The following is a 17,936-nucleotide window of genomic DNA, read 5'->3' on the forward strand; positions in this document are numbered from 1 at the left end:
TTTATGGCCTTATAGAGAGATGACCCCTGCCCCCGACAGAGCCCCGCCACGAGGCTGGGTCCATGGCCACCACCCTCGCGCGACCCAGCGCCCACACCTCCCGGAGCCCCGAAGCCCACAAGGCCTTCCCGGCGCTCCGTCACCTCGGCCCCAACTGGTACGCGTCCGTCATGGGCACGGCGATCGTCGCCAACGCCGGCGCGACCCTCCCGTACCAGGTGCCCGGCCAGCGCGTGGCCTGCCAGATCGTCTGGGCGCTGTCCGCGGCGGCCCTCGCCCTCCTGCTCACCGCCCGCGCCGGCCACTGGCTCCACCACCGCGACCAGGCCCGCGCTCACCTCCTCGACCCCGCCGTGGCCCCCTTCTACGGATGTCTCGCGATGGCCCTGCTGGCCGTCGGCGGCGGCACGCTGATCGTCGGCAAGGACCTCATCGGCGTGCCCGCCGCCGTCGCCGTCGACGCCGTGCTCTTCACCGCCGGCACCGCGATCGGCCTGCTCATGGCCGTGGCGGTGCCGTACCTGATGGTGGTCCGGCACAAGGTCGAGGCCGCGCAGGCCACCCCCGTATGGCTGCTGCCCCTGGTCGCCCCGATGGTCTCCGCCGCCCTGGGCCCCCTGCTGATACCCCACCTGCCCGCCGGACAGCCCCGCGAGGCGCTGCTGCTGGCCTGCTACGCCATGTTCGGCATCAGCCTGCTGGCCACCCTGCTGATGCTGCCCCTGGTCTTCGGCCGGCTGATCGTGAGCGGTCCCCTGCCCCTGCTGCTGACCCCGACCCTGTTCCTGGTCCTGGGCCCCCTCGGCCAGTCCGCCACCGCGGTCAACCAGCTCGCCGACATGGCCCCCGAGGCGATCGGCGCCCCCTACGCCGACGCGCTCGGCGCCTTCGCGGTGGTCTACGGAGTGCCCGTGATGGGCTTCGCCCTGCTGTGGCTCGCCCTCGCGGCCGCGATGCTGGTCCGGGCCGCCCGTAACGGCATGGGGTTCGCGATGACCTGGTGGGCGCTGACCTTCCCCGTCGGCACCTGCGTCACGGGCGCCGCCGGTCTGGCCCGCCACACCGGCCTGACCGCGTTCGCCTGGCTCGCCGCCGCCCTGTTCCTGGCCCTGCTGACCGCCTGGCTGCTCGCCGCCGTCCACACCCTGCGCGGCCTGTTCACCGGCGCGCTGCTGCCCCGCTAGCGGGCCGCGCGCAGGGCCGCCGCCAGTACCGCCGGGGCCTCGGCCAGCGAGGGCCCGTACCAGGTGAGGTGGCGGCCGCTGACCAGCGCGGAGGGACGGTCCGGGAAAGCTTCCGGGCCGTCCTCGCGCGTGAAGCGGTACGGCTCGTCGGGGAGCACCACCAGATCGCAGTCGGCGGCGGCCAGCTCCTCCACCGGCACCCGCGGATACCGCTCGGCGTGCCCGGCGTAGACGTTGTGCACGCCCAGGCGCGCCAGCAGATCGCCCGCGAAGGTGTCCCGGCCGAGCACCATCCACGGCCGCCGCCAGATCGGTACGAACGCCCGCAGCGGGCCGGCCGGGGTCACCCGCGCCCAGGCCTCCTCGGCCTCGTCCAGCCACTGTGGTCTCACCAGGCCCAGGGCCCCCACCAGCACCCGGGACAGCTCGGTCAGCGCCTGCGGCAGCTCCCGTACCTCGGTGACCAGCACCTCCACCCCGGCCGCGCGCAGCGCCGCCAGGTCCGGGGCCCGGTTCTCCTCCTCGTTGGCGATCACCAGGTCCGGGCGCAGCGCCGTGATCCGCTCCACGTCGGGGTTCTTCGTCCCGCCGATGCGCACCGCGCCCCGTTCGGCGAGGTCCGCGGGGTGCGTGCACCAGTCGGTCACCCCGACGAGCAGCCCGGGAGCGCTGACCGCCACCGCCTCGGTCAGCGAGGGCACGAGCGAGACGACCCGCGTCCGGCTGCGGCTCACTGCCCGGGCGAGGGCGGCTCGGAGGTCGCGTGGATGTGCTCGCCCACCGCCACGACCAGGAGCCGGGTGTCCTCGGAGACGGCCCGCCAGCGGTGCCGTACGCCGCCGGACAGGAACAGCGCGTCCCCGCTCTCCAGCCGGTACGCCCGCCCTTCGGCCTCCACCTGGCAGGCGCCCGAGACCACGTACATCAGCTCGTCGTTGCGGTGCTGGTACTCGCGGCCGGCGTCCTGGTCCCCGGTGAACTCCAGCGCGTGCAGCTGGTGGTGTCCGCGTACGAGGGGGCGCACGCCCGGCATCGGCGTGAGCCCGGAGTCGTCCCCGGCCCGTACGAGATCGACGGTGCGCGCGGTGTCGGAGGCGGCCAGCAGCTCGACGGCCGTGGTCTCCAGCGCGTCCGCGACCCGCTCCAGGGACCGCATGCTGGGCCGGGCCCGTTCGTTCTCTATCTGGCTCAGGAAGGGCACCGACAGGCCGCTGCGCGCCGATACGGCGGCGAGGGTGAGGTGCAGTGCCCGGCGGCGCTTGCGCACGGCCACGCCCACCCGGAGCGGTTCCTTGGCGTCCTTGTCCCGTTCCTTGTCGTCCGAGCCGTCCCTGTCGTCCATGGCGGGGCTGCCCTCCCCTTGTCTGGTCCGTCGGCGTACGTCGGCGTCCGTCTCACATCGGTGTGCTGTAAGCACCTTACGCAGCAACCGCCCCCGGTTTCGCGTGCAAGAGCCGACCAGGGTACGCCCCGGGTGAAACTTCCGTGCCGTTTTCGAGCGCTCTTGCGGCCACCTCCCGTGCCCCCGGGCGTAACCGTCGGCTGTGGGCGGGGTGCGGCATCATCGTCACCGTGACGACGACTCGACGCCTGATGCTGCTGGACACCGCCTCCCTCTACTTCCGCGCGTACTTCGGCGTGCCGGACTCCGTGAAGGCCCCGGACGGCACCCCCGTCAACGCGGTGCGCGGGCTGCTCGACTTCATCGGGCGCCTCGTGCAGGACCACCGCCCCGACGATCTGGTGGCATGCATGGACGCCGACTGGCGGCCGCACTGGCGGGTGGAGCTGATCCCCTCGTACAAGGCCCACCGGGTCGCCGAGGAGACCGAGACCGGTCCGGACGTGGAGGAGACCCCCGACACGCTGTCCCCGCAGGTGCCGATCATCGAGGCGGCGCTGGACGCGTTCGGGATCGCCCGGGTGGGCGTCGCCGGGTACGAGGCCGACGACGTGATCGGCACGCTCACGGCGCGCGCCACGGGCCCGGTGGACATCGTCACCGGCGACCGGGACCTGTACCAGCTGGTCGACGACGCCCGGCAGCGGCGCGTGCTGTACCCGCTGAAGGGGGTCGGCACGCTCCAGGTGACGGACGAGGCGTGGCTGCGCGGGAAGTACGGGGTGGACGGAGCGGGGTACGCGGACCTGGCGCTGCTGCGCGGCGACCCGAGCGACGGGCTGCCGGGGGTCCCGGGGGTCGGCGAGAAGACGGCGGCGAAGCTGCTGGACGCGTACGGCTCGCTGGCCGGGATCATCGCGGCGATCGACGACCCGAAGTCGAAGCTGACGCCCACGCAGCGCAAGCGGCTGGACGAGTCCCGGCCGTATCTGGCGGTTGCTCCGAAGGTGGTCCGGGTGGCCTCGGACGTCCCGCTTCCGGAGTTCGATCCGGCGCTGCCCGCGGTGCCCGCGCAGCCGGAACTCGTCGACGCGCTGGCGCGCCGGTGGGGTTTGGGCGGAGCGGTCTCGCGCCTGGGCAGCGCGCTGCGCCCTTGAGGTGCTAACTTAGGTAATCCTAAGTTTCAGGGGAGCAAGGGGAGACGCCGTGGCAGAAGGACGCGCCCGCAAGATCGGCACCGCAGTCGTCGTGCGCACAGAGCGGCTGACGCCGCACATGGTGCGCGTGGTGCTGGGCGGTGCCGGACTGGTCCGATTCAGTGCGGGCGAGTTCACGGACCATTACATCAAGCTCCTGTTCGCCCCCGAAGGCGTCACCTACCCCTCGCCGTGGGACCTGGACCGGATCCGCGCCGAGTACGCGCGGGAGGCCTGGCCGCGCCAGCGGGCGTACACGGTCCGCTCCTGGGACCCGGTGCACCTGGAGCTGACGCTCGACTTCGTCGTCCACGGCGACGAAGGGCTGGCCGGCCCCTGGGCGGCCCGCGTCCAGCCGGGCGAACTCGTCCGCTTCCTCGGCCCCGGCGGCGCGTACGCGCCGGACCCGGCGGCCGACTGGCACCTGCTGGTGGGCGACGAGAGCGCGCTGCCGGCGATCGCCGCCGCGATGGAGCGCATGCCGGTGGGCGCGCGGGTGCGCGCACTCGTGGAGGTCGAGGGCCCGGACGACGAGCAGAAGATCGCCACCCCGGACGGTGTCGTCCCGGTCTGGCTGCACCGCGGCTCCGGCCCGGTCGGCGGGATGCTCGTCGAGGCGGTCAGGTCCCTGGAGTTCCCCTCCCGCGACGTGCACGCCTTCGTCCACGGCGAGGCCGGCTTCGTGAAGGACCTCCGCCGCCACCTGCGCCTGGAGCGCGGCGTCCCCAAGGAGCGGCTGTCGATCTCCGGCTACTGGCGCCTCGGCGAGACGGACGAGGGCTGGCGGGCGATCAAGCGCGACTGGAACGAGCGGGTCCTGGCCGAACAGGAATCGGCGGCCTGACGCTCGCGGGGCGGGGTCGCCCGTTCGGCGGGACAATGTCGCCATGCGTACGCTCCACTCGCTCGGAGTAGCAGGAGCCGCCGTCGTGCTGGCCGCGACCGGCGCCGCCGCCGCGCCCAGCCCGCCGCCCGCGCCGAAACCCCAGATCACGGACGCGGAAGTGGACGCCGCGCTCGGGCGCCTGCCCGGGTTCGTCACCGACGCCATGCGCAGCACCGGGGTCCCCGGGGCCGCCGTCGCCGTCGTCCACGACGACAAGGTCGTCTACCTCAAGGGCTTCGGCGTCCGGCGCACCGACCGGAGCGGCACGATCGGCCCCGACACCGTCTTCCAGATCGCCTCCCTGTCGAAGCCGATCTCCTCCACGGTGGTGGCCGGCACCCTCAAGAACCCCGCCGACTGGGACCGCCGCACCGAACTCCCCGGGTTCGCGCTGAAGGACCCCTGGGTCACCGATCACGTGACCACCGCCGACCTCTTCTCGCACCGCAGCGGCCTCCCCGACCACGCCGGGGACCTCCTCGAAGACCTCGGCTACGACCAGGCGTACATCCTCGACCACCTCCGCATGGAGCCCCTCACCCCCTTCCGCGCGAGCTACAACTACACCAACTTCGGCCTCACCGCCGCCGCCGAGGCCGTCGCCCGGCAGCAGGGCACGAGCTGGCAGAAGCTCGCCGAGGACACCCTCTTCAAACCCGCCGGGATGACGCACACCAGCACCGAGTTCTCGGCCTTCATCAACGCCCCCGACCACGCGGCCACCCACGTCAAGAACCCGGACGGGACCTGGTCGCCCCGCTTCGTGCGCGACCCCGACGCCCAGGCCCCGGCCGGCGGCGTGAGCTCCACCGCCACCGACATGGCCCGCTGGCTGCGCCTCCAGCTCGCCAGCGGCACCCTCGACGGGAAGCGGATCATTCCCGCCGACACCCTGGCGGCCACGCGCCTGCCGCACATCGTGTCGCAGGCGCCGAACCCGCCCCTGGACCACACCGGCTTCTACGGGCTCGGCTGGAACGTCTCGTACGACGACGCGGGCCGGCTGCGCCTGAGCCACTCCGGCGCCTTCGAACTCGGCGCCAACACCAACGTCACGATGCTCCCCCTGGAGAAGCTCGGCATCGTCGTCCTCACCAACGGCGCCCCGGTCGGCATGGCCGACGCCATCGCGATGGACTTCTTCGACACCGCCGAGCACGGCGCGCCGACCACCGACTGGCTGCCGCTCTTCGCCGAGCTGTACGCCCGGCAACTCGGCCCCGGCCCCTCCGCCACCGACTACGCGCACCGGCCCGCGGGCGCGAAGCCGGCCCGCGCCGACAGCGCGTACACCGGGACCTACGTCAGCCCGTACTACGGCAAGCTGACCGTGACGGCGAACGCCAACGGCGACGGCGGGCTCACCCTCTCCCTCGGCCCGAAGCCCATGCGCTTCCCCCTCACCCACTACGACGGGGACACCTTCAGCTACGTGACCGCCGGCGAGAACGCCGTCGGCCGCACCGGGGTGACCTTCAAGGACGGCACGGTCCGCATCGAGTACCTGGACGCCACCCACCTGGGCACCTTCACCAAGCAGTAGCCGCATAGCCTGGACCCGATGAGACGCAGAGCCCAGGCACCCCCCTCGCCCCTCCCCCAGGTCGCCGGCATCGACCCGGTCCGGCTGCGGCTGCCCGCCGACCCCGACGGGCGCTGGCCCGACCTCGGCGGCTTCCTCGCCGAGCGGTACGCCGGCACCCGCGGCGCCGAGTCCATCGCGCACCTGCTGCGCGCCGGGCGGGTGTTCGGCCCCGGCGGGCGGGTCCTGAGTCCGCAGGACCCGTACGAGCCGGGCGCCTACCTGTGGTTCCACCGGGACATGCAGCCGGAGCCCGTGGTGCCGTTCCCGATCCGCGTCGTCCACCGCGACGCGCACCTGCTGGTCGTGGACAAGCCGCACTTCCTGGCGACCACCCCGCGCGGCAGCCACATCACGCAGACCGCCCTGGCCCGGCTGCGCACCGAGCTCGACCTGCCCGAGCTCAGCCCGGCGCACCGGCTGGACCGGCTGACCGCCGGACTGGTCATGTTCAGCATCCGCACCGAGGACCGCGGCGCGTACCAGCTGCTGTTCCAGGAGCGGCGGGTCGTCAAACAGTACGAGGCCCTCGCCGGCCACGACCCGGCGCTCACACTCCCGCGCACGGTCCGCAGCCACATCGAGAAGACCCGCGGGATCATGGCGGCGGCCGAGATCCCCGGCGCGGAGCCGAACGCCGAGACCCTGGTCGAACTCCTCGCCACCAAGGGGGAGCTGGGCCGCTACCGGCTGACCCCGCACACCGGGCGCACCCACCAGCTACGGGTGCACATGAACGGTCTCGGCCTGCCGATCCTCGGGGACCCGCTGTACCCGGAGGTCACCGACCCGGCCCCGGACGACTACCGCAGGCCGCTCCAACTCCTGGCCCGTACGGTGTCGTTCACCGACCCGGTCACCGGCACCCCGCGCCGCTTCGAGAGCGGCCTGAGCCTTCGGGCCTGGCAGGACCTCGCCGGCTGGCGAGGTCCCGAGGGCCCCGAAAGCGACTAGCCGGTGAAGCCGGCTAGCCGACCGAGCTGTAGGCCACCACGCCGCGCAGCAGCGCGTCGACGGCCTTGCGGGCGTTGCGGGCCACCGTGCTCCCGCTGTCACCGGACGCCGAGGGAGCCGCCGCCGCGATCTGCCCCAGTACGTCGATGACCTGCTTGCACCAGCGCACGAAGTCGCCGGCCGGCATCTCGGCCTCCCGCAGCACCTCGTCCAGGCTCTTGTCGGAAGCCCACTGGTAGGCCGCCCACGCGAAGCCCAGGTCCGGCTCGCGCTGGCCCACGCCCTCCGCCTGGTTGATGCGGTGCTCCTCCTCCAGCGCGTCGAGCCGGCCCCAGATCCGGACCATCTCGCCGAGCGCCGCCTTCGCCGCGCCGCCCGGAACCTTCGGCGCCACCGCGTCGTCGGACTGCCGCGCCTCGAACACCAACGCCGAGACGCAGGCGGCCAGTTCGGCCGGGGACAGCCCCTCCCAGACGCCCTCGCGCAGGCACTCCGACGCCAGCAGGTCGAGCTCCCCGTACAGCCGGGCGAGCCGCTTGCCGTGCACGGTTACCTCGTCCTCGCGCAGGTAGTCCAGCTCGGTGAGCAGCGCGTGGATCCGGTCGAAGGTGCGGGCGATCGTGTTCGTCCGGCCCTCGATGCGCCGCTCCAGCTGCTGGGTGTCCCGCTTGAGGCGGTGGTAGCGCTCGGCCCAGCGTGCGTGGTCCTCGCGCTCGTCGCAGCCGTGGCAGGGGTGCGCCCGCAGCTCGGCGCGCAGCCGCGTGATCTCGCGGTCGTCGGCCGCCGCGGCCCGGCCGCGCCCGCGCCGCTCCGGCGCGATGTGCCCGGCCTTGGCCCGCAGTTGGGACGCCAGGTCCCGACGGGACTGCGGCGAGCGCGCGTTGAACGTCTTGGGGATCCGCATCCGCTCGATGGCCTCGACCGGGACCGGGAAGTCGATCGCGGCGAGCCGCTTGACCTGCCGCTCCGCCGTCAGCACCAGCGGCCGCGGGCCCTCGGCGTACTCGTACCCCCGGTGCCCGTTGACCCGCCCGGCCGGCACGCCCGGGTCCAGGACCAGCGCGAGCCCGGCGAACTTGCCGGTCGGCACGTGGATGATGTCGCCCGGCTTGAGCTTCTCCAGCGAACTGGCCGCCTGCACCCGCCGCTGGGCCGCGCCCTGCTTGGCCAGGTCCGTCTCGCGGTCATTGAGGTCGCGGCGCAGCTGCGCGTACTCCTCGAAGTTCCCGAGGTGGCAGGTCATGCCCTCCCGGTAGCCGTCCAGGCCCTCCTCGTTGCGCTGCACCTGCCGGGAGATCCCGACGACCGAGCGGTCGGCCTGGAACTGCGCGAACGAGGTCTCCAGCAGCTCCCGCGAGCGGTGCCGCCCGAACTGGCTGACCAGGTTCACGGCCATGTTGTACGAGGGCTTGAAGCTGGAGCGCAGCGGATACGTACGGGTGCCGGCGAGCCCGGCGAGCCCCGCCGGGTCCATGCCCCGCTGCCACAGCACCACGGCGTGGCCCTCGACGTCGATGCCGCGCCGCCCCGCCCGGCCGGTGAGCTGGGTGTACTCGCCGGGGGTGATGTCGGCGTGCTGCTCGCCGTTCCACTTGACCAGCTTCTCCAGGATCACCGTGCGCGCGGGCATGTTGATGCCCAGCGCCAGGGTCTCGGTGGCGAAGACGGCCTTGACCAGGCCCCGGACGAACAGCTCCTCCACGACCTCCTTGAAGGTGGGCAGCATGCCGGCGTGGTGCGCGGCGATGCCCCGCTCCAGGCCTTCGAGCCACTCGTAGTACCCGAGGACGTGCAGGTCCTCGGTGGGGATGGAGGCGGTCCGCTCCTCGACGATCTCGCGCACCCTCAGGCGGGCGGTGTCGTCGTTGAGCCGCAGGCCCGCGAACAGGCACTGCTGGACGGCGGCCTCGCAGCCGGCCCGGCTGAAGATGAAGTTGATGGCGGGCAGCAGTCCGTCGCCGTCGAGGCGGGCGATGACCTCGGGGCGGCTCGGGGTCCAGATCCGGCCGCGGGAGCGCCGCTCGCGCTCGCGGTCGGCCTCGCGGACCATCTTGCCGCGCCGCCGGTCCTTCGGACTGTACGTGCGGGTGTTCTCCTCGCGCGCCATGCGCAGCAGGTCGGGGTTGACCTCGCGGCGCGCGGAGCCGCGGCCTCCGTGGTCGGACTCCTCCTCGAAGAGGTCGTAGATCTTGCGGCCGGCCATGACGTGCTGCCACAGCGGGACGGGCCGCTCCTCGGAGACGATCACCTCGGTGTCGCCGCGCACGGTGTCGAGCCAGTCGCCGAACTCCTCGGCGTTGGACACCGTGGCCGACAGGGACACCAGCGTGACCGACTCGGGGAGGTGGATGATCACTTCCTCCCAGACGGCTCCGCGGAACCGGTCGGAGAGGTAGTGCACCTCGTCCATCACGACGTAGCCGAGGCCGCGCAGCGACTGCGAGCCCGCGTACAGCATGTTGCGGAGCACCTCGGTGGTCATCACGACCACGGGCGCCTCGGAGTTGACGCTGTTGTCACCGGTCAGCAGGCCCACCTTGTCGGCGCCGTAGCGCTTGACGAGGTCGGCGTACTTCTGGTTCGACAGGGCCTTGATGGGCGTCGTGTAGAAACACTTGCGGCCCTGGCCGAGGGCGAGGTGCACGGCGAACTCGCCGACGATCGTCTTGCCCGAGCCGGTCGGGGCGGCGACGAGGACGCCCTTGCCGGCCTCCAGTGCCTTGCAGGCTTCGACCTGGTACGCGTCCAGGTCGAATTCGTACATCTCGCGGAAGGGGGCCAGGGCGGAGGCCTCTTCGGCGGCGCGGATCCGGGCAGCGGCGTACCGCTCGGCGGGTGAGAGTTCTTCGGTCATCTTGCTGTCGAGCCTACCCGCAGCCTCTGACAACAGTCGCGATCATTTATACGGACCGCCCGGCCGCCCCCACGACCGCGCTACGCCAGCAGCCGCAGGGCTCCCGGCACGCACTCCGCGGTCACCGGCAGCGGTCCCAGAGGCTCTCCGTCGGCGTACGAGGTGATCCCGGCGGCCTCCAGCGTGATCTTCGAGGCCCGGTGGGCGGTCACCTTCGGGTGGCCGAGGTGCGTCCCCTTGTAGACCTGCGGGAAGACCTTCAGCAGGGTGGCCCGGCTGCAGTCGCCCACGACCACGACATCGAAGAGCCCGTCGCCGACGGCGACCAACGTGGCCTCGGTCTCGATCACCGGGCCGGCGTCGAGGGTGATCCGGTACGGGAACGCCCGGAAGGCGGCCAGCTCGGCGAGGATCGCCAGGTCGTACTTGAACCGGCCGGCCGGCAGCCGCATCCGGTTGCCGCGGTCGTTGACCCGCGAATCGAAGCCGGAGCACAGCACGGTCCCGTACCAGGTCTCCCGCTGGTCCGGGCTCCCCGCCACCCGCCCGAGGTCGATCTCGCGGATCCGGCCCTCCTTGAGCGCCCCGGCGGCCCGGAGCGCGGAAGCGGCCGGCTGCGCGGCGTGCGCGCCCCGGCCGCGTCCCGCGGTGGGATTGACGAGGAGGGTGATCTCAGCGCTCACCCCCTGGGGGCACCTCCCAGCGGTAGCTGGGGGAGTACCTGTCAGGTCGCGTCGTCGTAACCGTTGATCTGCCTGCGGCCGCCGTCGGCCTGCTCGGGCAGGGCGGCCGGGGCCTGGACGGGCTCCATCTCACCGATCGGCGCGGGCGTCAGGTCCAGCTCGGACGCCTCGTCGTCGTCGAGCAGCGCGTCGGGGTTGCCGCGGCGCCGCCTGCGGTCGTTGACCAGGCAGATCCCGAGGGCGACGAAGTAGAGGGCGATGATCGGCGCGGCCAGCGACAGCATGGTCAGCGGGTCGCCGGTGGGCGTGGCAAACGCGGCGAAGATCGTGATGCCCAGCACCATGGCCCGCCACCAGCTCGCCAGCCGCTTCGCGGTGAGGACCCCGGTGAAGTTCAGGAGGATCAGCAACAGCGGCAGCTCGAACGCGAGGCCGAAGACGACGACCATGCGCGTGACCAGGTCGAGGTAGTCGTCGACCGGGAGCAGGTTGCGCGCGTTCTCGGGGGTGAATTCGAGGAGGATCTGCGCGGTCTTGGGCAGGAGCTTGTACGCGAGCACCGCACCGGCGCCGAACAGCGGAGCGCCGACGGCGACGAAGCCCGTCGCGTAGCGCTTCTCGTGCTTGTGCAGGCCGGGGGCGACGAAGGCCCAGAGCTGGTAGAGCCACACCGGGGCCGAGAGCACCACACCGGCGGTGAGCGAGACCTTGAGGGCGATCGAGAACGGGGCGATGAGGCCGTTCACGGTCATGTCGGCGCAGGGCCGGCCGTTGCGCTGCGAGACCACGCCGTTCGTGCAGCCGACGGAGTCCAGCATCGGCTTCAGCATGAAGTCGATGAGGTTCTTGTAGTAGAAGGCCGCCACCACAGTGATCACGAGGATCGCCAGGACCGACTTCAGCAGGCGGTTTCTCAGCTCACGCAGGTGCTCGACAAGAGGCATCCGCCCTTCGGCGTCCTTGTCCTGCTTGCCTTGCTTCTCCTGCTTGCGGGCAGACTTGAGCAACCCACGTCCCTTGTCTCGTTGCAGATGACCGGCGTGATCGCGGCCGCGGACCGGCAGCCCGGCGGCCGGGCGATCAGCCCTGGGTGGTGTGGTTCGGCTCGTTGACCGGACGCGAGCTGGTCACGTCACCGGGAGCGGCCTTGATGGTGCGCGGGGCGGCGGCCTGCTGCGGGGCCTGGTCGGCGACGGTCGCGGCGGTGGCGTTGTCCTCCGCGGCGCTCTCCGCCTTCATCGCCTTGGCCTCGCTCTTGAGGATGCGGGCCGACTTACCGAGGGAGCGCGCCATGTCGGGGAGCTTCTTGGCACCGAACAGCAGGAAGATCACGGCGATGATCAGGAGGATCTCAAGAGGCTTCAGATTGCCGATCATGTCTGACTTCCTTCTCACCGAAACGGCTGGTTGTGGTGTCGGCGGCCCCGGATCTTGATCCGTGACCGCTCAGGCAAGGATCGTAACCCCCGGGGGTTAACGCCCGGCAATCCCCCGGGGTATCCCGCCTTGCGTGCGGCTGGGACCGACGGTACGGGTACCGACCCGCACTTTCCAGAGAGCTGCGCGTCACGATCCGACACTTTGTCCCGTTTTACGGCCGGGCGGAGCCACCCGCACGCGCCAGATCGCCCGCCGCGCGCTCCAGGTCCCCCGAGGCGTCCGCGATCCGCCGGCTGGCCAGCTCGACCTGGCCGGACAGCCGCCGCACCTCCACGAAGACGCGCACCGCGAGGACGGCGAGGACGGCGAGCCCGAGGAAACCCAGGGCGATTGCGAGCATCGGCCACAGCATGGGTCGAGCCTAGGCCACCGGCCGCCTCAGACGCTGCGCAGGGTGCTCACGCCGCCACCGGTCAGCAGTTCCACGATGCGCTCACCGGCCGGCTTGCGTACGGAGGCCCCGCACGCGGGACAGGTGAACGAGTAGAACGTGGTGCGCCGGCTCCCGCCGATCACCAGCCGCAGGGCCCCCGCGTCCAGTTCGAAGCGGGCCCGGCAGTCGGAACAGGCCGCTTTGAAGGAGACCGGCGGCCCTGCGGCGGCCTGCACACCCCGTGGCCCGGACATTGGCGACATCGCTCGGCGCTCCCCTCAGACCGTCCGCTCGCGGACGGCGCAGCTCCCGTACGGCACGGCCCGTACCGCACGGCCCCGCCGCTTCCCCTTGCCCAGCCCTGCTCGTACCGGTTCCTCAGCCCTGTTCCCCGTACCCGGCGAGCGCCTCCCGGGCCGCCTGCCGCGCGCTGTCGGCCAGCTCCGCGGGTGCCACGATCCGACCCTCGCGGCCCAGCCGCAGCGCGAGCCGGCGCAACGAGGCCGGGTCCGGGCTGCGCAGCGTGATCCGCAGGCCGCCGTCGGAGAGCTCCTCGGCGCTGTCGTGCGGGTAGTACTCGGCGACCCAGCGGCCGCCCGGCCCGACCTCGACCACGACCTCCGGGTCCTCGGCGGCCGGCTGGACGAGTCCCTCGGACAGGTCGCGCGGCTCGATGGCGGGCGGCTCGGCCCGCTCGTCCAGCAGCCGGATCTCGGCGACCCGGTCGAGGCGGAAGGTGCGCCGGGCCTCGGAGAGGTGGCACCAGCCCTCCATGTACGTGTGGCCCACCGCGAAGAGCCGGATCGGGTCGACCTTGCGCTCGGTCAGCTCGTCCCGGGCCGGCGAGTAGTAGCGCAGCCACAGCCGGCGGCGCTCCGCGATGGCCCGGTCGACGTCCGCGAAGACCCCGCCCTCCGCCTCGAAGGTCACCGACAGCCGGGAGCTGGCCCCGGCCGCCTCGCCGGCCGCCGCCTCCAGCTTCGCGGTGGCGCGCAGCAGCGCGTCCCGGTCGCTCTCGCGCAGCCCGGGCAGCGTGGCCACGGCGCGGGCGGCGACCAGCAGCGCGGTCGCCTCGTCGGCCGCCAGGCGCAGCGGCTCCGCGGTGGACTCCCCCGAGGCGTCGGGGTTGCGCCACCAGATGCGCTCCCCGTCGGTGTCGATGTCGAGCAGGTCCCCGCCGCGGAAGCTGGTCCCGCACATGGGCAGCACGTCGAGGTCCGAGATCAGCTCGTCCTCGGTGATCCCGAAGGCGCGGGCGACGTCGGCGACGTGCGCCCCGGGGCGCTCGCGCAGGTACGTCACCAGGGACAGCATCCGGCGGGTCTGGTCGATGGCGTTGGCAGCCATGCTGGTACGTCTCCCCCTCAGGGCACGTCTTGCGAACGGTGCGGTGGTGCGATCGGTGCGGCGGATCGGGCGGCGGCCGGGGCGGCTCGGGCCGGTCCGGTCCGCCGGGGCGGCCTCAGCCAGCGGCCACGGCGCGCAGCCGGTCCACGACGTCGGCCCGCAGGTCGGCGGGGGCCACGACCACCACGTCCGGCCCGAACTCGACCAGCCAGGCGTCGAGCCCGTGCCCGTACGGGATCTCCAGCTCGTCCCAGCCGTCCCCGCCCTCGCGCACGGCGGTGGCCTTGGCCCGCAGCGGATACCCGGCCCCGGACCGCAGCCGGATCAGCGCGGAGCGGTCCGCGCTCTCCCCGGCCCAGCTCGCCACGGTCTCCCGTACGGTGACCACGTCCGGGACCTCGGCGGTGTACGCGGCCGCCCGCGAGCGGACCTTGCCGGTGATCCGGGAGAGCCTGAACACCCGCTCCGCCCCGCGGTCGCGGTCGTAGCCGGCCAGGTACCAGTGGCCGCGCCAGCACTCCAGCGCCCACGGCTCCACCTGCCGGGTCTCGGGGCGCGCGGCGGTGGACTTGCGGTAGTCGAAGACCACCGGCCGGCGGTCGCGGCAGGCCAGCATCAGCGGTTCGAAGGCCGCCTCGTGGACCGGGATGCGCGGCTCGATGGCGCTGTGCTGGCCCTCGTACGGGTCCCCCGCCTCCGGCATCCCGCCCGCGCGCAGCTTCTGCAGGGCGCCGCTGGCGGCTCCGGCGAGGCGGGCCTGCTGCCAGACCTTGGCCGCGAGCCCCAGGGCGGCGGCCTCCTCGGCGTCGAGGGAGACGGGCGGCAGCCGGTTGCTGTCGCGGCGCGCGAGATAGCCGGTCTCGCCCTCCAGGTTCTCCACCGTCTCGATGACCAGGCCGAGTTCACGCAGATCGTCCTTGTCCCGCTCGAACATGCGGTTGAACGACTCGTCGTTGCCGGCTTCCATGTACGCCTCGATGGAACCGCGCAGCTCCCGCTTGCTCAGCGGCCGGCGGGTCCCCAGCAGACACAGCGCCAGATTCATCAGCCGCTCGGCCTTGGCAATCGCCATCGACGCCCTTCCGCCCTTCTCCGCCCACACGTTGCACCCACGGCACGCACGACGCGTCCGTGACCGTTGACCGTACCGCCCCGGCGCGCCCCGGCAAAAGCGAGGGCCCCCGCCTGACGGCGGGGGCCCATTTACCGATCACGGTACGTCGAATCAGACGCCCATCAGGTCGCAGACGAAGATCAGCGTCTCGCCCGGCTTGATCGCGGGGGTCGGGCTGTTGTCGCCGTACGCCAGGTGGGCCGGGATGACCAGCTTGCGCCGGCCGCCGACCTTCATGCCCTGGACGCCCTGGTCCCAGCCGGCGATGACCTGGCCGATGCCCAGGATGAACTGCAGCGGGGCGCCGCGGTTCCAGGAGGCGTCGAACTCCTCACCCGTGGAATAGGACACGCCCACGTAGTGGACGGAGACCTTGTTGCCGGCCGTGGCCTCGGCGCCGTCGCCCTCCCAGATGTCCTCGATGACCAGGTCGGCGGGGACCGGGAAGTCGGGGAAGTCGATCTCGGGCTTCTCGAGCTGGTTGCTCACGGAACTGCTCCTCAAAACTGAATCAGGTCAACCCGGACAGTCTTACATCACGGCGAGGATGTCGAGGCTGAAGACGAGCGTCGAGTTGGCCGGGATGGTGCCCGTCTCCTTGTCGCCGAAGCCCTGGTCCGGCGGGATGACCAGCAGGATGCGGCTGCCGACCTTCTTGCCGGTCAGGCCTTCCTTGAGACCCTTGACCGAGAGCTGGTCCATCGGCCAGGTCACCGTCTGGTCCGTGGCGTACGTGCTTTCGAAGGTCTTGTCGTCCTTCCACGTCTTGCCGTTGAACTTGACCACGACGCTGTCGGTGTCCTTGACGGCCGGGCCGTCACCCTCCAGCACGTAGTTCGAGACCAGCTTCGCCGGCGGCGTGGAGTCCTTCGGAACGGTCACGGAGACTTCCTTGCCGTCCGTGTTCGTACCGATCTTCGGCAGGTCCTTGTCGTCCTGCGCGACCTCCTTGCCCTTGGCCGAGGCCGGGACCGAGGTGCCCTTGACGATGTCCACGACGAAGACAAGCGTGGCGTTCGGCTTGATCTTGTCGCCGGAACCCTTGTCGCCGTAACCCAGGTCCGGCGGGATCACCAGCTCCAGACGGCTGCCGACCTTCTTGCCCTCAAGACCCTGGTCCCAGCCCTTGATGACCATTCCGGCACCGATGGTCACCTCGAACGGCTTGCCCTTGCCGAAGCTCTGGTCGAACGGCTCCTTGCCGTCCCACACCTGGCCGTAGTAGTTGACCTGGGCGACGTCGCCCTTCTTCAGCACCGGGCCGTTGCCCTCGCTGACGGTCACCACCTTCAGCTCCTTCGGCGGGTCGCCCTTGCCCTTCGACAGGGTCGGGGTCTCACCGAACTTGGCACCCTTCGTGATCGCGGGCGCCCCGTTCTTCATCTCGGCGGAGTCGGAGCCGCTGTCGCCACAGGCTGCTGTCGACAGCAGCAGAAGGGGTACGACAAGCAGGCCGGCAAGTCGGCGCACGTGTTCCTCAGATCTCAGACGGCGGTGCGGTCGACGCCACTCTAAGGCGTGCGCAGGGCCCCGTACGAGATCCGTACGGGGCCCTGCACGAGATCAGCGCGATCTCACATCCCGGCGATCAGCTTCTCCACCCGGTCGTCCACCGACCGGAACGGGTCCTTGCACAGCACGGTCCGCTGCGCCTGGTCGTTCAGCTTGAGATGCACCCAGTCGACCGTGAAGTCCCGCCGCTGCTCCTGCGCCCGGCGGATGAAGTCACCGCGCAGCCGCGCCCGCGTGGTCTGCGGGGGAACCGACTTGCCCTCGAAGATCTTGAGGTCGTTGCAGATCCGCGCCGCCTGCCCCTTGCGCTCCAGCAGGTAGTACAGCCCGCGCCGGCGGTGGATGTCGTGGTACGCGAGGTCTATCTGGGCCACGCGCGGGTTCGACATGGTCATGCCGTGCTTGGCCCGGTACCGCTCGATCAGCTGGTACTTCATGACCCAGTCGATCTCGGTCCCGATCCGGTCCAGGTCCTCCGCGTCGATCGCGTCGAGGGTGCGGCCCCACAGCTCCAGCACCTGGTCCACCGTGCCGGTACGGATCCCCCGGCGCTCGGCGAAGTCCACGGCCTTGTCGTAGTACTCGCGCTGGATCTCCAGCGCCGAGGCCTCGCGACCGCTCGCCAGGCGCACCTTGCGCTGGCCCGTGATGTCGTGGCTGACCTCGCGGATCGCCCGGATCGGGTTCTCCAGGGTCAGGTCCCGCATCACCGTGCCCGCCTCGATCATGCGCAGCACCAGGTCGGTGGCCCCGACCTTGAGCAGCATGGTCGTCTCGGACATGTTCGAGTCCCCGACGATCACGTGCAGGCGGCGGTAGCGCTCGGCGTCCGCGTGCGGCTCGTCCCGGGTGTTGATGATCGGCCGGGACCGGGTCGTCGCGGAACTGACGCCCTCCCAGATGTGCTCGGCCCGCTGGCTCACGCAGTAGACCGCGCCCCGGGGGGTCTGCAGCACCTTGCCCGCGCCGCAGATCAGCTGACGCGTGACGAGGAACGGAATGAGGATGTCCGCCAGGCGGGAGAATTCCCCGTGCCGGGCCACCAGATAGTTCTCGTGGCAGCCGTACGAGTTGCCCGCCGAGTCGGTGTTGTTCTTGAAGAGATAGACGTCGCCCGCGATTCCCTCCTCGTGCAGGCGGCGTTCGGCATCGACGAGCAGACCTTCGAGAATGCGCTCGCCCGCCTTGTCGTGCGTGACGAGTTCCGTCACGTTGTCACATTCGGGAGTTGCATATTCCGGATGCGAACCCACGTCGAGGTACAGGCGGGCGCCGTTCCGCAGGAAGACATTGCTGCTGCGGCCCCATGACACAACACGGCGGAAGAGGTAGCGCGCCACTTCGTCAGGAGACAGTCGGCGCTGTCCCCTGAACGTGCACGTGACGCCGTACTCGTTCTCCAGCCCGAAAATGCGGCGGTCCATGACTGAACATTACGCCTTTCGCACTGTTCTGAAACCGGGTTCGTG

The 17,936-nt window shown here is 71.6% G+C and carries 18 protein-coding genes; 5 read left to right on the top strand and 13 right to left on the bottom strand.

All coding sequences use genetic code 11. The features are described 5' to 3' along the window. Positions 1 to 62 precede the first annotated feature (62 nt). Positions 63 to 1,184: a TDT family transporter gene (locus OG509_RS09075; protein WP_406181559.1), complete on the top strand. Its 1,122-nt coding sequence runs from the start codon at positions 63 to 65 to the stop codon at positions 1,182 to 1,184. Here OG509_RS09075 and OG509_RS09080 read toward each other — a convergent pair. Both OG509_RS09080 and OG509_RS09085 read right to left on the bottom strand, forming a co-directional pair. Beyond that, the gene (locus OG509_RS09080; RefSeq protein WP_406181560.1) at positions 1,181 to 1,918 is read right to left on the bottom strand and encodes a helical backbone metal receptor; all 738 of its coding nucleotides are present in this window, start codon (positions 1,916 to 1,918) and stop codon (positions 1,181 to 1,183) included. The genes OG509_RS09075 and OG509_RS09080 overlap by 4 nt on opposite strands. After that, positions 1,915 to 2,526, bottom strand: coding sequence for a helix-turn-helix domain-containing protein (locus OG509_RS09085; RefSeq protein WP_099893661.1), 612 nt, complete (start codon positions 2,524 to 2,526; stop codon positions 1,915 to 1,917). Before OG509_RS09085 ends, OG509_RS09080 begins: the two co-directional genes overlap by 4 nt. A gap of 251 nt (positions 2,527 to 2,777) precedes the next feature. Between OG509_RS09085 and OG509_RS09090 the strand changes: the two genes are divergently transcribed. From OG509_RS09090 to OG509_RS09105, 4 genes are read left to right on the top strand one after another with little or no spacing between them, the layout of a single operon-like run. Further along, complete coding sequence (locus tag OG509_RS09090) at positions 2,778 to 3,683, top strand: 5'-3' exonuclease H3TH domain-containing protein (RefSeq protein WP_385588493.1); 906 nt, start codon at positions 2,778 to 2,780, stop codon at positions 3,681 to 3,683. A 49-nt stretch (positions 3,684 to 3,732) separates the two neighbouring features. Continuing rightward, positions 3,733 to 4,566, top strand: a complete 834-nt coding sequence (locus OG509_RS09095; RefSeq protein WP_406181563.1) for a siderophore-interacting protein — start codon at positions 3,733 to 3,735, stop codon at positions 4,564 to 4,566. Positions 4,567 to 4,609: 43 nt separating this feature from the next. Further along, positions 4,610 to 6,151 carry a serine hydrolase gene (locus OG509_RS09100; protein ID WP_406181564.1) on the top strand — a complete coding sequence of 514 codons (1,542 nt, stop codon included), beginning with the start codon at positions 4,610 to 4,612 and terminating at the stop codon, positions 6,149 to 6,151. An 18-nt stretch (positions 6,152 to 6,169) separates the two neighbouring features. Then, positions 6,170 to 7,144, top strand: coding sequence for an RluA family pseudouridine synthase (locus tag OG509_RS09105; protein WP_406181566.1), 975 nt, complete (start codon positions 6,170 to 6,172; stop codon positions 7,142 to 7,144). Between the two features lie 13 nt (positions 7,145 to 7,157). On the opposite strand, the gene OG509_RS09110 is transcribed toward OG509_RS09105, so the two are convergent. The 11 genes from OG509_RS09110 to pafA all read right to left on the bottom strand — a co-directional run bounded on the left by OG509_RS09110 (position 7,158) and on the right by pafA (position 17,891). Next, positions 7,158 to 9,998 carry a DEAD/DEAH box helicase gene (locus tag OG509_RS09110; RefSeq protein ID WP_406181568.1) on the bottom strand — a complete coding sequence of 947 codons (2,841 nt, stop codon included), beginning with the start codon at positions 9,996 to 9,998 and terminating at the stop codon, positions 7,158 to 7,160. Positions 9,999 to 10,078: 80 nt separating this feature from the next. After that, positions 10,079 to 10,681 (bottom strand): hypothetical protein, encoded by a 603-nt coding sequence (locus OG509_RS09115; RefSeq protein WP_406181570.1) that lies wholly within the window; start codon positions 10,679 to 10,681, stop codon positions 10,079 to 10,081. A 41-nt stretch (positions 10,682 to 10,722) separates the two neighbouring features. Next, on the bottom strand, positions 10,723 to 11,688 hold the full coding sequence (gene tatC, locus OG509_RS09120; protein WP_406181571.1) for a twin-arginine translocase subunit TatC: 966 nt from the start codon (positions 11,686 to 11,688) through the stop codon (positions 10,723 to 10,725). Positions 11,689 to 11,761: 73 nt separating this feature from the next. After that, positions 11,762 to 12,058, bottom strand: a complete 297-nt coding sequence (gene tatA / locus OG509_RS09125; protein WP_030860241.1) for a Sec-independent protein translocase subunit TatA — start codon at positions 12,056 to 12,058, stop codon at positions 11,762 to 11,764. Between the two features lie 214 nt (positions 12,059 to 12,272). Next, positions 12,273 to 12,473 (bottom strand): hypothetical protein, encoded by a 201-nt coding sequence (locus OG509_RS09130; RefSeq protein WP_030157206.1) that lies wholly within the window; start codon positions 12,471 to 12,473, stop codon positions 12,273 to 12,275. 26 nt (positions 12,474 to 12,499) lie between these two features. Then, positions 12,500 to 12,748 (bottom strand): hypothetical protein, encoded by a 249-nt coding sequence (locus OG509_RS09135; protein ID WP_134074760.1) that lies wholly within the window; start codon positions 12,746 to 12,748, stop codon positions 12,500 to 12,502. A 124-nt stretch (positions 12,749 to 12,872) separates the two neighbouring features. Next, the gene (locus OG509_RS09140; RefSeq protein ID WP_030860247.1) at positions 12,873 to 13,841 is read right to left on the bottom strand and encodes a YafY family protein; all 969 of its coding nucleotides are present in this window, start codon (positions 13,839 to 13,841) and stop codon (positions 12,873 to 12,875) included. Between the two features lie 115 nt (positions 13,842 to 13,956). Further along, on the bottom strand, positions 13,957 to 14,913 hold the full coding sequence (locus OG509_RS09145) for a helix-turn-helix transcriptional regulator (protein ID WP_385588413.1): 957 nt from the start codon (positions 14,911 to 14,913) through the stop codon (positions 13,957 to 13,959). A 153-nt stretch (positions 14,914 to 15,066) separates the two neighbouring features. Further along, positions 15,067 to 15,444: an FKBP-type peptidyl-prolyl cis-trans isomerase gene (locus OG509_RS09150; RefSeq protein WP_053688747.1), complete on the bottom strand. Its 378-nt coding sequence runs from the start codon at positions 15,442 to 15,444 to the stop codon at positions 15,067 to 15,069. A 42-nt stretch (positions 15,445 to 15,486) separates the two neighbouring features. Next, positions 15,487 to 16,425, bottom strand: coding sequence for an FKBP-type peptidyl-prolyl cis-trans isomerase (locus OG509_RS09155; protein WP_406181575.1), 939 nt, complete (start codon positions 16,423 to 16,425; stop codon positions 15,487 to 15,489). A gap of 104 nt (positions 16,426 to 16,529) precedes the next feature. Beyond that, entirely contained in the window at positions 16,530 to 17,891 is a 1,362-nt protein-coding gene (pafA, locus tag OG509_RS09160; protein ID WP_030157196.1) for a Pup--protein ligase, read from the bottom strand. Positions 17,892 to 17,936 lie beyond the last annotated feature (45 nt).

It is taken from the genome of Streptomyces sp. NBC_01006 (genome assembly GCF_045162725.1).
Taxonomy (GTDB): Bacteria; Actinomycetota; Actinomycetes; order Streptomycetales; family Streptomycetaceae; genus Streptomyces.